This is a genomic window from Burkholderia sp. Bp9090 (assembly GCF_003857985.1).
Taxonomy (GTDB): Bacteria; Pseudomonadota; Gammaproteobacteria; order Burkholderiales; family Burkholderiaceae; genus Burkholderia.
The window spans coordinates 82,334-96,517 of record NZ_QTPV01000001.1 but is presented as its reverse complement, the minus strand read 5'-3'; the positions used below and the strand labels follow the sequence as shown (position 1 = coordinate 96,517).

The following is a 14,184-nucleotide window of genomic DNA, read 5'->3' as shown; positions in this document are numbered from 1 at the left end:
TGCGGGCCGACCTGCATCATGCGGCGTGGCGCTTGCTGATCAGATCTGCAAATTCACCGACGTTCTTGAGGCCGGAAATATCGGCTGCGGCAAGCTTGATTCCGAAAGCGCGCTCGACGCTCAGAACCAGGCGGATGTGCGACAGGCTGTCCCAGCCGTCGACGTCAGCGGCGGTCAGTTGAGGCGTTGCCACCAGCTCGTCGTCGTCGAATACGTCCCGCAATACATCGGTCAACTTGGCATAGACGGCAGATTGGCTCACGGCGAAGGCATCCTTTGACGTAGGGAAAAATGAACGATGCGATGTGCTCGGTCGAGGTTGTTCGCGTGCAGGTCATCGCATTGCATCGGTCAGCGGTCCGTGGTCCGCAGCGGCACGACAACCTCGACCATCGTGCAAATGCTAGCCCGGCGATCGAATCATTAACGTGCGAAAAGCTACTTTTCCGGGAGGTGACCTGGCTGGAACGCAGGTTTCGACTCGCGAACGCGATGTCGAACGGGCACGCGGCTGCCCCCCGTTTCGCGCACGACAGGCACCGCGACGCGAGGCCGAACGTCGACTGGTCATCGGCGGCATTCGTGCTGCGATACGCTGCGAACCAGGCCGTCGATCGACACGTCAGCGCGCCCGCGTGCGCCTCACGGTGCGGCAGGATGGGTGGCCGGCGGGACCGATGCCGGTCGCTTGACGAAATAGCGGAACACGGCGATCAGCAAGACAATCGGCACGAAATTCCGTCCGCTGAACAAATTCGGAATTCGAAGAATCTCCATGATCGAAACGTAGAGCACGGCATGCGCGCAACACCAGAACCCGGCTCCGCTCCGCCAGCCTGCGTAGCTCCGTCCGAACACCCAGCCGAGGACAACCGCATCGAGCAGCCCGAACCAGCCCCATTCGTAAAAGTGAACGAAGATCCCGGAGGGATTGTTGAATTCCGGGTCGGCGTAGCTGTTCAGGAACACGGTGATGCTGTCGGTCGAGTCGAGCCACGGCTGCAACGGTGCGCCGATGATCGGAAAATGCAGCAGCCAGTCGAAAGTGAACATCGGATGGCCGCGGTCCCAGCCGAGCACGCTCAGTATCCCCGCACCGTTGTTCAGCGCCGTCGAGTAATAGAGGCCGAGACGTTCGAGCGCGAAATCGAAAAGGTTGTCGTAGATGGTGACGTAATAGGCTTCCCACGACCGGTTGTACTCGTTCGCGATGAAGAGCCCGAACAGCAACGGAATCGCGGCGTACGGCCCGAGCGTCAGCAGTCGCGAGAACCGGCCGCCGAGCCGGAACCGCACGATCATGAGCGCGCATGGCAGCGCCACCTCGATCAACGCGAGCCGCTCGGCAAAGATGAAGCTGCGCAGCAGCGTCAGCACCGCGAGCACGCCCAGGTAAACCTTGTAGCGGTTCACCCCTTTGACCGGCGTCTTGAACACGTAGAAATACAACGCGACGTACGGCGCGGCTGCCTGCGTGAACGAGCTCAGGCCCGTGAAGTGCCCTTTCTGCTCGAGCATGACATACGCATTCGCTTCGCCGTGCAGGAACGCCAGCAACAACGCCGGACGCGCGAGAATCCCGCCCAGCAGCATGAGATTGCCGAACAGCGCGAGCACGAACACGAAATCGAGTACGCCGGCGGGCAACTCGGCTGGCGCGGCCGGCGGCCCCCGGCGCGACTGCGCCTCGGTCGTCGCCAGCCACGCCGTCACCACGACGACCAGCAGGAACAACGCGCCGACCAATGCGTAATAGCCGTCGAAGTAGAGCCGCGCGATCGATTTCTGATTGACCAGCAGACTCAGCGACAACATCCCGTACAACGGCAGGATGAAGATCAGCACGAGGCGGGCGGGATCTTCCCACCAGTAACCTGTGTAAGCACCTGCCTCGCGACGGACACGCGCCGCCCTGCGCGCCGTCGCCCCGCTCTGTCGCGGACGGAGCCTGCCGTCGCCCGCACGCCGCCGTCTCATGAAGCCCGTTCCATCTGTTGTCGCGATACCGCCATTCCCTTGGCGACCGCCGCGGCTTGATGCGTGTTCGTATCCGCATATCCATAGTCGTACCGTCCCGGCGCGCCCTTGTAATCGTTCAGGACCACGCCGCGCACGTCGATATGCGCCTGTTCGAGCCGTCGTGCGCTTTCGTCGAGTTCCGCCAGTGTCGTCACGCCGCTGCGCGCGACGAGGAACACGGTTCCCGCGAGGCGGCCGAGCACCAGCGCATCGGCCACCGGCAGCAACGGCGGGCCGTCGATCACGACCATGTCGTAGCGCGATGCGACCTGCTCGATCAGTTCGGCGAGCGCGGGCTGCAGCAGCAGCTCGCCCGGATCGGGCACGACGCTGCCCATCGCGATGAAATCGAGGCCCGGCACGATGCCGCGCTTGATCGCCTCGTCGAGCCGATGGGTGCCAGCCACCACGTCCGACAGGCCCGGTGCGCGGCTGTAGCGGAATCGTTCGTGCAGCGACCCCTTGCGCAGGTCGGCATCGATCAGCAGGACTCGCCGCTTCGCCGCGCCGACGAGCGACGCGATATTCGCGGCGACGAACGACTTGCCGACACCCGTCGTCGGCCCGGAAATCAACACGACGGGATTCGACGTGTCCGGCATCGACAGTTGCAGTGCCGCACGGAAATTGCGCAGGCTTTCGAGCGCCGCGTCCTGCACGGCGACCGACGGCACCTGCGCGCGCGCGCCACGCCGTCCGGCCTTCGGGCGCAGCTCCGCTTGCGCCGCGCCCGGGCTGTGCGGCACGGTCGCGAACACGGGCAGTCCCGTCGTCCATTCGATTTCCTCGGCATCGCCGATCGTGCCGACGATGCGCTGCCGGACGATCACGATTGCCGCGCCTGCCAGCAGGCCCACCATCAGCAGGGCGATCACGGCGACCCCGCGATGCGGGCCGATCGGCTGCTCGGCGACCTTCGCCGTATCGACGATCCGCACGGTGCCGGTCTTGCTGGCCCGCGCGAGGATCATCTGCTGGCGCGTGTTGAGCAGGTTCGTGTACAGCGCCGTGTCGACGGCCACGTCGCGCTGCAACTGCAGCACGCCCTGTTCGACGGTCGGCAGTTGCTGGATCTGCTTGCGTGTCGTGTCGAGCGAACGCTGCGCGTCGGAGAGCTGAGCATCGACGGCCACCACGGCCGGATGCTTCGGCATGAAGCGCGTCAGCAATTCCTCGCGCCGCTGCTGCAGCGTCTGCACGCGCGTCTCGATGTCGACCGACTGCTGGCGCAACGCCAGCGCCTCGTCGCTCGTATTGACCGTCCCGTGCGAGGCCCGGAACGCGTTGAAGCGGCTTTCCGCCTTTTCGAGCTGCGCCTTGAGCTGCGGCAACTGGGCGTCCATGAAGCGGATCAGCTTGTCGGCCGCCTCGGACTTGCGCTGCGTGTTCTGCGCCAGGTATGCGTCGCCGATCGCGTTCAGCACACGGCTGTCGTGCACGGGATCGGTGCCGTCAAGCGTCACGCCGACCATGTTCGACTGCTTGCCTCGCTCCGAGATCAGCGCGTTCTTCTGCAGCCAGGCCGTCGCCTCCTCGTCGCTGTAGCGCGTCAGGTCGAAGCGTGCGCCGGGCTTGCCGGCCACGCCGCGCACGAATATGTCGAGCGGCCCCTGCGGCGTCTCGACATGTAGCGGCTGCCCGATGCGGCCCTGCCATGCCGGCCCCTTGCGGCCGAACCAGCCCGTACGCTGCAGCGTGTAGGCGCCGTCGTCGCCGACGGTCAGCGCGAACCGCTTGCCGAGCAGGCGCTTCGGCACGTCGAAGGTCGGCACGTCGATGCGCTCGGTGCCGTACACATAGCCGCCCGGCAGCGGCGACGACAGCCCGTCGGCCGCGTTCACGAACCGCCAGCCGATCAGCGGCAGGTAATGCGGCCTGGCGTCGACGGCCAGATTGGTGCTGTCGATCGCGCGATCGAGCACCGCGCGGGATTTCAACACTTCGATCTCGGTCGACGCATCCGTCTTCAGGTCGAATACCGACGACGGATCACCGGTCGGCGACGTCGATTTCGAGTCGGTCGGGCTTTGCTCGACCTGGAACAGGATGTCGGTCCGGTAGACGGGGGCCGCACACAGCGCATACACGGCGCCAACGAGTGCGCCCGCGAGCGCCGTGCCAAGGATCAGGCGCCGGCCGCCGTACAGCATGCCCCAGTAGCGGCGCACCGGATAGGACGGCCGCAGGGCGGGCCCGCTGTGCGGGTCGGGCAGGGTCGAGGAAGTCATACGGCATCAGTCCCGTAGGCGCGACGCGCGGTCGCGATGACGAAATGGGTCATGAGGGTCACGGCGAAATCGCCTTGGCCGTCAGCGCACCCTGCGCGGACGACGGAATCAGCAGGTTGACGACGCGGCTCCAGCGCACCAGCGACGACGCATCGACGAACACGACATCGCGACGCTCGAGCGGAAACTGATCGGCCAGCGCGAACGACGCGGGCGAACTGCCGTCGAGGTGGTACACCCGCGGGCGGTTGTCCGGGCCACGACGCACGACGAACACCTGGCGCGCGTCCGACGTGTACTGGCTCGCGCCGCCCGTGTCGCCGAGTGCTTCGCCGAGGCTCATCCGGCCGTCGGTCAGCGTCAGCGTCGCGGGCCGCGACACCTCGCCGAGCACGAACACCTTCGCGTCGCTCGCCGCGCGCACGCGCACGAGATCGCCGTCGCGCAGCAGGATGTTCGACGGGTTCACGCCCGCGGCGATCAGCGCCGGCAGGCTCACGTTCACGGTCTTGTCGCCGCGCGTCACCGAGACCTGCGAGCGATCGGCCGTCGGGGTAAAGCCGCCCGCGCGGTCGATCGCCTCGGGCAACGTCATCGGCATGTCGTTGACGATCTGCAGACCCGGCGTGCGCACCTCGCCATCGAGATAGACACGCTTGCTGCGATAGGTCTGCACGCGCAGCGCGATCTGCGGCTTGCGTACGTATTCGCCGAGACGCTTCGTCAGCAGCGCGCGCGCCTGCGCCTCGGTCAGCCCCGCCACGTGCACGAGGCCGGCATACGCGAACTGCACGTTGCCGTTTGCGTCGACCGTGTAGCCGGTCGCGACCGAACTGGCACCGACACCGTCGCCGCCCGCCGTCGTCTGCGTCGTCGGCAGGTTCAGTTCGGGGTGGTCCCATACGACGATGCCGAGCACGTCGCCCGGGCCGATCGCGTACGGCTTCGGCTTGCCGAACAGCTGGCGGATTTCCGCATCGACATCGGCCGGCCGGCTCGCACGCTGCTGCGCGACGAACGCCGGCGTGATTTCGATCAGATCCTCGCTCGACACGTTCTGCACACCGTCGAGGCCGCCCGCGCCCGATGCATCGGCGCTCACGCGCGCATTCGCGTCACGGTCGGCAGGCGCCCGGTACGTCATGCCCGGCGACAACGCACATGCGCTCAGTGCGCATGCGGCCGCCACGATCGCGATGCGCGACAGCCACGGTGCGCGACGGGTGCCGGCCATGCGTGCCTGCGGCGCTCCGTGCGTCGATTCGGGTTGCGTGGTGATTGACATCGTGCCCTTCCAAAACTGTGTGGTAACCCGCCGAACGCGGCGAATTCCGGCATTACGCTTGCCGGCGCGGCTCGCATCACGGTGCCGCGCCTCCCTCTACACCGCACGTCAAACCGTACGATTCGTCATGAACTGCTCTTCGTCGCTTTCGTTACTCGTCTGCATCGCCTCGGCCGGCATCGTCTGCGCCGTCGATGCGCAGACGTTGCCCGCCGTCCCGGCCAACGCACCGACGTTCGCATCGGCGGCGGCGCTCCCGCCCGTACCGCTGCAGCGATCGGCGCAAGCCGCCGCGACAAGCGACGCCGTCGAACCCGCTGCAGCCGCCTCCGGAGTCGCGATGTCCGCTTCCGCGCGTCCCGTCGCCAGCACCGCCGTCCAGCCCGAAACGCGCGCTCGCGGCGCGCTGCGCCGGCCGCTCGTGCCGGGGCGGCCGCATCGCCCGCAAGCGGCCAGTGCACCCGCCGACGACGTATGGCGCAGCGACAGGTTGTATGCGTCGCCCTACGCGAAGTCGCCCTATGAGCAACCGGACGATCCGGACTGAAGCATCCCGGCCGGTCATGCCTCGGCATGACCGGCGATGCACCGATACGGAATTGGACACCACGGCGAACGGCACGTCTGTGAGGGACCCCACCGAACGCCGATCTTCATGCGTAGAGGGGATCGCACCCCGATGCGCCGCCGCGTGCGACGCGGCGCGCATCACGACCGGCCGACGGACACGCTCGTGTACGATCGCGCGGCCGCTTCCGGTGCGGCCGGATCGGCGACGCGCGCGACCGGCCGGATCGAGTCGCGACCGAGCGCCTGCATGCACCGGTCGATCACGATGTCCGTGCCCACCGCGCCGTACACCGCATGGTCGACCTGCGGCTCGAGGTACAGACGCACGTGACGCGAGCACCGGAACGCGCGCTCGATTGCACCGAAGTGACGCCGGACATCGTCGATGCCGGGATCAAGCGCGCCGTACACCAGCGTCGTCCATACGTTGCGCTGCGCAAGCTCGTGCATCACGCCGCGCGGCGTGCCGATGCCCGGCTTCCAGCCGGCGCGCGCGACAAGCGCCTTCGCCGGCACGCTGACCCGCGCGATCGCATTCGCGGCCACCGCCCGCACGATTGGCCGCAGGTCGCGCCGATCCCGCACGAGGCGCTTCCATTTCTGCCAGTCGCGCACCGAAAGCCAGTAACCGCGCACCGAGTTGTTCCGCTGCTTCTGCACTGCCTCGAGCGAGAGTCCGGCCGGCCACACGAAGCGGGCGAGATTGATCGCGATCACGCCGCCGAGCGACGGCGTCTTCACGGCCGCATGCAACGCCGCATAGGCGCCGGAACAAATGCCCGCCGCGGCCACCTCCGGGTGACCGAGCGCGCGCAGCCAGTCCGCGGCAGCGGCCACGTCGTCGCTCGACCGCGCCGAATACACGACGCCCGACTGGTCGTCCAGCGCGGCGGGCCCGCTATCGCCGACGCCATGCACGTCGATCCGCAGTGTCGTCACGCCGGTGCGTGCCAGCGCGCGCGCGAGGCGCACGCTGAAGCGCCCTTCGCCGCTGCGCGGGTTCGTCGACGTGTTCGCGATCACGAGCGCCGGGCCGACCGGATTCGCAGGCCGCGTGTCGGCGGGACGGCACAGCACGCCGACGAGCCGGTCCGGACCGACCGCGACGACCTGCTCGGTCATGTCGTGCAGGTCCAGCGCGACGGCCGACTCGCCATTCCACGCCGAATCCGTTTGCATCGGGGTTTCGGCGCCAGCCGACATACGCGGCGCGCGTTCGGCGATCCAGTTCGCGAGCGTGTCGATCGCCGCGAGCGGCAAGCGCGAGCGCGTGCCGTCCAGCATCGTCGTCGGCCATTCGCGGAATGCATCGCTCGCAACGTCCACACCGCGCTCGAACAGCGCTTCGCGCAATGCCGGCCCGTCGCCCTGATCGGGCTGGATCAGCAGCATCGCGCCAGGCAACGTCGGCGCATCGCGCACGACGTCGCACAGATCGACCGCCTTCAGCGCATCGACGAAGTCGTCGGGAAACCGGTGTCCGAGCACGTTCATGCACGGTTCGTCGCGATGCGCGGCGCGGATCGCGGGCGACGTGATATCGAGCCACTGGCGATGCACGAACGACAGCTCGCGCAGGTAGGCGCGACCGCGCACGACCGGCGCCAGCGCCACCAGGGCGTCGACGCGCGGCGCCGGGCGCGGGCCCACGCCCGCGGCGGCCAGCATCGCGAACAACGCGCCCGCGCGGATCCCGACGAGCGTCAGCGTGGTTACGCCAACCTGATCGCGCAACAGGTCGATCGCGTCGTGAATGCTGGCGATGCTCGCGACATACCGACCGGCGTCGCGATCGTCGCCCGCCGAGTCGCCGGTGCACGGGTAGTTGAATCGCAATACCGTGACACCCTCGCGGGCCAGCCGCTCCGCGATCGCCCGCATGAGCTTGTGCGTCCACGATGCCTCGTGACCCAGCGATTCGCACAGGATCACGCCTTGTGTCGTATGTCCTTCGTGCAGCCACCCCACGCAGCTGCCGAACGTTATCGGCTTCAATCGGTACTCCTCGGCTCGGTATTTGTTATCGGATGCGGACACGCGTCCGGCGGCACACCGGAATCGGCCACTCCACGGTCATGTGACCGCTCTACGGCGCACGGCCCTCACGCAACGGACCTCCGCCACGCCCCTGCGCAACCCGTCCCTTCGCGATGCGTTGTCCTGCCCCGTTGCCTGGCAGCGGCAGGTTGCCGGCCCGAGTCGTCGTCAAGCCATGTCTGCCGCGCACGCAAACAGTCGTTCGATTAGAGCACTCGGCCCGAGCGCCCTTCGGTGCGCCAGCTTACAAATGCATTCATTACCGTGGCGATACAACGAGGCGCCCGCTGTTCCGATTCGCGCCGGGCGTGTGCGCCGAATCCGCGAAAGGTAGGCTCGCGAACACAGTCGTCTCGCTCGCCCCGTATCATGACCGCCATGCGATGTGGCCGTGTCCGGCATCGCCGGACGAAACCGGCGCCAGCCGGAACGGGCCGCGAACCCACGCAGCCGGGTCAGCGCCGACCGGCCGCGCGAGCGCACGGCGGCCCGCACCTCGCCACCCTGCGACACCCACGGCGCCGACCAAGCGAATGTCAAACCTCAAGAAGAATTTCCTGCTGCTGCTGACGCTGCAGATTTCGATGTATGCGGTGCCGCTGCTGATCGCACCGTTGCTCACGCACGCGCTGGGCCCGGAAGGCTACGGGCAGCTCGCGTTCTCGCTCGCGGTCATCGCGTACCTCACCAACTGCACGAGCTACAGCTTCGACCTGACCGCCACGCCGCGCATCGCGCTCGCGCGCGACGACCGCGCCGAACGCTCCCGCATCTTCTGGGCGACGCTGTATGCGCAGATCGGCATCGCGGTGATCTGTTTCATCGTGCTGGTCGGGCTGATCGTGCTGGTCGGCCGCTTCGGCGAAGACCGCGACCTGCTGCTGATCGGCTTCGGGATGGTGGCCGGCGTGGCGTTCACGCCGGGCTGGTATTTCCAGGGCATGGAGAAGTTGCGCGCGCTGAGCGTGATCCTGTTCGTTGGCCGCATCCTGAGCCTGCCCGCGATGTTCGCGCTCGTGCATAGCCCGGCGGACATCGACCGCGCGATGATCGTCAACGCGGCCGTCCCGACGCTGTCCGCGCTCGTACTGGCCGTCTATCTGTATGCCCAGCGCGAAATCGACTTCGTTCGCGTAGGTTTCGCCGACATCGCCGAATCGCTGAAAGGCGGCTGGCAGGTGTTCCTCGCATCGACGTCGATCGCGTTCTATGCGTCGACCAACACCGTGCTGCTCGGCTTCGTGTCGGGCAACGTCGCAGCCGGCTACTTCGCCGCCGGCGACAAGCTGATCCGCGCGGCGCTCAGCATGCTCCAGCCGCTGAAGGCCGCCACCTATCCTCGCATCAGCTATCTGATGCGGCATGCGCGAAACGACGCGTTCTCGTTCCTGCGCAAGCTGTTCGTGGTGCAGGTCGCGATGGTGCTCGGCATCTCGCTCGCGATCTTCTTCGGCGCGCCGCTCGCCGTGCGCATCCTGTACGGCCCTTCGTACGAACCGACGGTCCAGGTGCTGCGCTGGATGGCCTTCATTCCATTCATGGCCGGAATGACCGACCTCTTCGGTGTGCAGACGATGCTGCCGCTTGGAATGAAGTCCGAATTCACGCGTGTCCTGATGTCATCGGGCATTCTGAACATCGTGCTCGTGCCGGTGCTCGCGAAGTACTTCGCCGAACTGGGCGCCGCCGCCGCCGTGCTGACGGCCGAGGCTGCGGTCGCAGCGGCGCTCGCGACCGTCGTCTATCGTGCCGGGATTCCACTGCCGGGCAGTCCCGTCGCTCGGCGCGGTTAGCTGGCGCAGCGTCCGTGCTGCCGGTTTTCCCCGAGGCGACGGGAATTCGACGGGGTTCCATTCGATGCACACGCAACGACTCCCCCACACGCCCCCGTCGCCGCCCCCAATCCGCCTCCCCTCGAAACGACCGCCCGCGGGTACTTCTTACCCTGCTGCACACGCACAATCAGGAACGCTTACCGGCTTTTCCCCACATCGCACACCCGCATCGAAAAAAGATCATACGTATAAGTAGAAACACCGATGCTGTAGTCAAACTACATTCGTACGATTGGCCACTGCAGAGAATCGCTACATCCGATTCGGCAGTGTCGGACGGTCCGCGTCGCCGTCCGCGTTGTCCGATCGGGCCCAACCGGCCGTAACGATTCCCCGCCTGGCCTGGCATGCCGACGCGCAACCACCCTGCATCGCCAGCCGAATGCGTCCGGTGCGAATCCACCGGACGTGCGCAGCTCCAGACATCATCCGAACAACAACCGGCAATACGATCATGGAGAGCAACATGCGGGACAAACACTGGCCGGCCGTCGTGCTGGCAGCGACCCTCTGCACCACCGCCTACGCAGGCAACGCCGATTTCAATTCACAGGGCGACGCCGCCGACGCATTCGCGTCGTCCGCCGCGCAGCGGCGCGCCGACGTCCTCGTGCGCAAGATGACGCTCGACGAGAAACTGCAGTTCATCCATTCGCAATACGAAATGTCGAAGGTGCCGAACGGCGGTGCCGGCTACATCCAGGGCGTGCCGCGGCTCGGCATTCCCGATCTCAACATGGTCGACTCCGCGACCGGCTCCGGCAGCACGTCGCTCGCGAGCACGACCTTCCCCGCCACGATCGCCGTCGCCGCGAGCTGGGATCGCCGCCTGTCGTACGACTACGGCAAGCAGGTCGCGATCCAGTTGCGCGCGCAAGGGTTCGGCATGGGTCTCGGCGGCGGCACCAACCTCGCGCGCGAGCCGCGCGGCGGCCGGCTGTTCGAGTATCTCGGCGAGGATCCGCTGCTCGCAGGCGACCTGCTCGCGGAGCGCACGCTCGCCACGCAGCGGCAGAAGGTCATCGCGACCATCAAGCACTATGCCGGCAACGAACAGGAGCATGGCCGGATGGGCGGCAACACGCAGATCGACGAACGCACGCTGCGCGAGCTCTACCTGCTGCCGTTCGAGATCGCCGCGAAGCGCGGGCAGCCCGGCAGCGTGATGTGCAGCTACAACCGCCTGAACGGCGCATACGCGTGCGAGAACACGCATCTGCTGAACGACGTGCTGAAGAACGAATGGGGCTTCCAGGGCCAGGTGCAATCCGACTGGGGCGCGACGCACAGCACGGCCACCGCGATCAACGCCGGGCTCGACGAGGAAGAAGACGTCGGCCCGTCGGTCTACCTGACGCCGGCGGCCGTCAAGCAGGCGATCGCGAACGGCTCGGTATCGACCGCGCGCCTCGACGACATGGTGCGCCGCAAGCTCGCGGTGATGATCCGCGTCGGCGTGATGGACGATCCGGCCAAGGGCGGCGGCACGATCGATTTCGCGGCCGCGAACCGGTTCGCGCAGAGCGTCGCCGAGCAGTCGATCGTACTGCTTAAGAACGACGGCAACCAGTTGCCGTTGGCGGCGGCGGCCTTGTCGCGCATCGCGGTGATCGGCGGCCACGCCGACGCGGCCGTGCTGTCGGGCGGCGGCTCGGGCAACACGCGCGATCCGGTCACCGGTTCGTTCGCGGGCTGCGGCGGCCTGACGTTCGGGGCGTCGACCGGCTGCAGCTGGTGGCGCAATCCGTGGCTCAAGGTCGACGTGCCGATCGTCGCGGCGATCCGCGCGCTCGCGCCGGCGGCACAGGTCACGTTCGCGGGCAACAGCGACCAGCAGTCGCCGTTCCGCGCGTACACGCAGCAGGAAATCGACCAGGCCGCGGCGCTCGCGGGCCGCTCGGACGTCGCGATCGTCGTGGTCGCGCAGCCGGCCGGCGAGGATTTCGGCGATCTGCAAAGCCTGAGCCTCGCGAATCCGTCGAATCAGGATGCGCTCGTCGAAGCGGTCGCGCGGGCGAACCCGCACACGATCGTCGTCGTCCAGAGCGGCAACCCGGTGCTGATGCCGTGGAAGGACAACGTGTCGGCAATCGTCGAGGCGTGGTATCCGGGCGAAGGCGGCGGCAAGGCCATCGCGAACGTGCTGTTCGGCGCGGTCAACCCGTCCGGCAAGCTGCCCGTCACGTTCCCGGCGCGCGACCAGGACACGCCGACGTGGGGGCAAGGCGGCGCATTCGACAACGACCCCGTCTACGCGGAGAAGCTGAACATGGGCTACCGCTGGTACGACGCTCGCAACATCAAGCCGATGTTCGAATTCGGCCACGGGCTGTCGTACACGCACTTCGCGTATTCCGGGTTGTCGGTGTCGCGGCAACGGGACGGCTCGCTGAGCGTCGCGTTTACCGTGCGCAACGACGGGCGTGTCGCCGGCGCGGAAACGCCGCAGGTCTATCTCGGCGTGCCGTACAAGGACGAGCCGCCGAAGCGGCTGGTCGGCTGGGAAAAGATCCGGCTGAACCCGGGCGAGGCACGGCATGTCCGCGTGACCGTGTCGCCGCGGATGCAGAGCGTGTGGGATACGTCGCGCAATGGCTGGAAGGTCGTGCCGGGCGGGACGGTGTATGTCGGCGGATCGTCGCGCGATATCCGGCTGCAGGGTAGCTAGGCAGCCGGCCTGACGATGCCGGTGTCGGGTGGAACGCCGCCCGGCACCCGCGCACAACGCGTCGATTCGTACGATTAAAGAGGCGCCACCGGCCGGCAAACGATGCACAATCGCCGCGTTTCGTTCACATTGTCGACCAGGTGTCGGCAATGCGTGCGCGATGCGCACATGAATGAAAACCGGGAATGCCATCCATGCCCGGATTGACTTGCTCGTGCGCCCCGTTCGGCTAGGATGTGAACGTGCGATTTACCGGACTTCGTGCCGGCCGCCCACCGCACGAATGTGATAGCGTAGTGAAGCCGCAGCACGGTCTCGTCGCCGATGGTCGGAGTAGAACATGTCGGCAGGTCCGCGGGCGCGCTTCGTCGTCAGTCGTCATTGCAAAGGAGTTCTCCCATGTGGACCAAACCTGCCTACACTGATCTGCGACTCGGTTTCGAAGTCACGATGTACGTGTCGAATCGCTGATTCGGGCACGCCATCCGGAAAGGAAAGCCTCGGTCTGCCGAGGCTTTTTCTTTGCTTCGCACCCCGGCCCCTCGTCGCACCGTCATGCTCATACACATCCTCGGATCCGCCGCGGGCGGCGGCTTTCCGCAATGGAACTGCAACTGTGCGAACTGCGCGGGTTTTCGCGCGGGCACGATCGACGCGCAGGCCCGCACCCAGTCGTCGATCGCGCTGTCCGACGACGGCGCGAACTGGGTGTTGTGCAACGCGTCCCCCGACATTCGCGCGCAGCTGCAAGCCTTCCCGCCGTTGCAGCCGGGCCGCGCGCTGCGCGACACCGGCATCGCCGCCGTCGTGCTGATGGACAGCCAGATCGACCATACCGCCGGCCTGCTCAGCCTGCGCGAAGGCTGTCCGCTGCAGCTGTGGTGTACCGACATGGTCCACCATGACCTCATCAGCGGCTTTCCGCTGTTCAACATGCTCGCGCACTGGAACGGCGGGCTGGTCTGGAACCGCATCGTGCTCGGCGACAGCTTCACCGTGCCGGCCTGCCCGAACCTGCGCTTCACGCCGCTGCCGCTGAGCAGTGCGGCGCCACCCTATTCGCCGCATCGCTTCGATCCGCATCCCGGCGACAACATCGGCCTGCTCGTCGAGGATCGCCGCACCGGCGGCACGTTGTTCCATGCACCCGGGCTCGGCACGGTGGACGACGCGCTGCTGCAACGGATGAACGACGCGGACTGCGTGCTCGTGGACGGCACGCTGTGGGACGACGACGAGATGCTGCGACGCGGCGTCGGTGTACGCACCGGCCGCGAAATGGGTCATCTCGCACTGAACGGTCCGGGCGGCATGCTCGACGTGCTGGCCCGGGTGCCGGGCCCGCGCAAGGTATTGATTCACGTCAACAACACCAATCCGATCCTCGACGAAGGTTCTCCCGAACGCGCGGAATTGCGGCAGCGCGGGATCGAGGTCGCCTTTGACGGGATGGACATCGTGCTATAAAAAACGCATGGTCCCGCTTCCGCGACACGCATCGTGATGCATACGACGTCGATTGCGGTACGACGCACGCCCTTC

At 67.0% G+C, this 14,184-nt stretch carries 10 protein-coding genes; 5 read left to right on the top strand and 5 right to left on the bottom strand.

Features of this window, described 5'->3' with window-relative positions; all coding sequences use genetic code 11:
* Positions 1 to 16: 16 nt before the first annotated feature.
* The 4 genes from DIE16_RS00430 to DIE16_RS00415 form a co-directional block, all read right to left on the bottom strand.
* Positions 17 to 262 (bottom strand): acyl carrier protein, encoded by a 246-nt coding sequence (locus DIE16_RS00430; RefSeq protein WP_059666713.1) that lies wholly within the window; start codon positions 260 to 262, stop codon positions 17 to 19.
* A 380-nt stretch (positions 263 to 642) separates the two neighbouring features.
* Positions 643 to 1,977: an oligosaccharide repeat unit polymerase gene (locus DIE16_RS00425; protein ID WP_124570063.1), complete on the bottom strand. Its 1,335-nt coding sequence runs from the start codon at positions 1,975 to 1,977 to the stop codon at positions 643 to 645.
* Entirely contained in the window at positions 1,974 to 4,247 is a 2,274-nt protein-coding gene (locus tag DIE16_RS00420; protein ID WP_124891586.1) for a polysaccharide biosynthesis tyrosine autokinase, read from the bottom strand. The genes DIE16_RS00425 and DIE16_RS00420 overlap by 4 nt, the downstream gene beginning before the upstream one ends.
* A 58-nt stretch (positions 4,248 to 4,305) precedes the next feature.
* Positions 4,306 to 5,532, bottom strand: coding sequence for a polysaccharide biosynthesis/export family protein (locus tag DIE16_RS00415; RefSeq protein WP_124891585.1), 1,227 nt, complete (start codon positions 5,530 to 5,532; stop codon positions 4,306 to 4,308).
* Between DIE16_RS00415 and DIE16_RS00410 the strand changes: the two genes are divergently transcribed.
* Entirely contained in the window at positions 5,519 to 6,079 is a 561-nt protein-coding gene (locus DIE16_RS00410) for a hypothetical protein (protein WP_260434315.1), read from the top strand. The two genes, DIE16_RS00415 and DIE16_RS00410, sit on opposite strands and share 14 nt — an antisense overlap.
* A gap of 161 nt (positions 6,080 to 6,240) precedes the next feature.
* On the opposite strand, the gene DIE16_RS00405 is transcribed toward DIE16_RS00410, so the two are convergent.
* Complete coding sequence (locus DIE16_RS00405) at positions 6,241 to 8,097, bottom strand: serine aminopeptidase domain-containing protein (protein ID WP_124484980.1); 1,857 nt, start codon at positions 8,095 to 8,097, stop codon at positions 6,241 to 6,243.
* Positions 8,098 to 8,672: 575 nt separating this feature from the next.
* On the opposite strand from DIE16_RS00405, the gene DIE16_RS00400 reads away from it, so the two are divergent.
* The 4 genes from DIE16_RS00400 to pqqB all read left to right on the top strand — a co-directional run bounded on the left by DIE16_RS00400 (position 8,673) and on the right by pqqB (position 14,109).
* The gene (locus DIE16_RS00400; RefSeq protein WP_124484981.1) at positions 8,673 to 9,932 is read left to right on the top strand and encodes an oligosaccharide flippase family protein; all 1,260 of its coding nucleotides are present in this window, start codon (positions 8,673 to 8,675) and stop codon (positions 9,930 to 9,932) included.
* 508 nt (positions 9,933 to 10,440) lie between these two features.
* On the top strand, positions 10,441 to 12,642 hold the full coding sequence (locus tag DIE16_RS00395) for a glycoside hydrolase family 3 C-terminal domain-containing protein (RefSeq protein WP_124891584.1): 2,202 nt from the start codon (positions 10,441 to 10,443) through the stop codon (positions 12,640 to 12,642).
* A gap of 399 nt (positions 12,643 to 13,041) precedes the next feature.
* Complete coding sequence (gene pqqA, locus DIE16_RS00390; protein ID WP_124485082.1) at positions 13,042 to 13,113, top strand: pyrroloquinoline quinone precursor peptide PqqA; 72 nt, start codon at positions 13,042 to 13,044, stop codon at positions 13,111 to 13,113.
* Between the two features lie 84 nt (positions 13,114 to 13,197).
* Positions 13,198 to 14,109 carry a pyrroloquinoline quinone biosynthesis protein PqqB gene (gene pqqB / locus DIE16_RS00385; protein ID WP_044842934.1) on the top strand — a complete coding sequence of 304 codons (912 nt, stop codon included), beginning with the start codon at positions 13,198 to 13,200 and terminating at the stop codon, positions 14,107 to 14,109.
* The last annotated feature ends 75 nt before the right edge of the window (positions 14,110 to 14,184 follow it).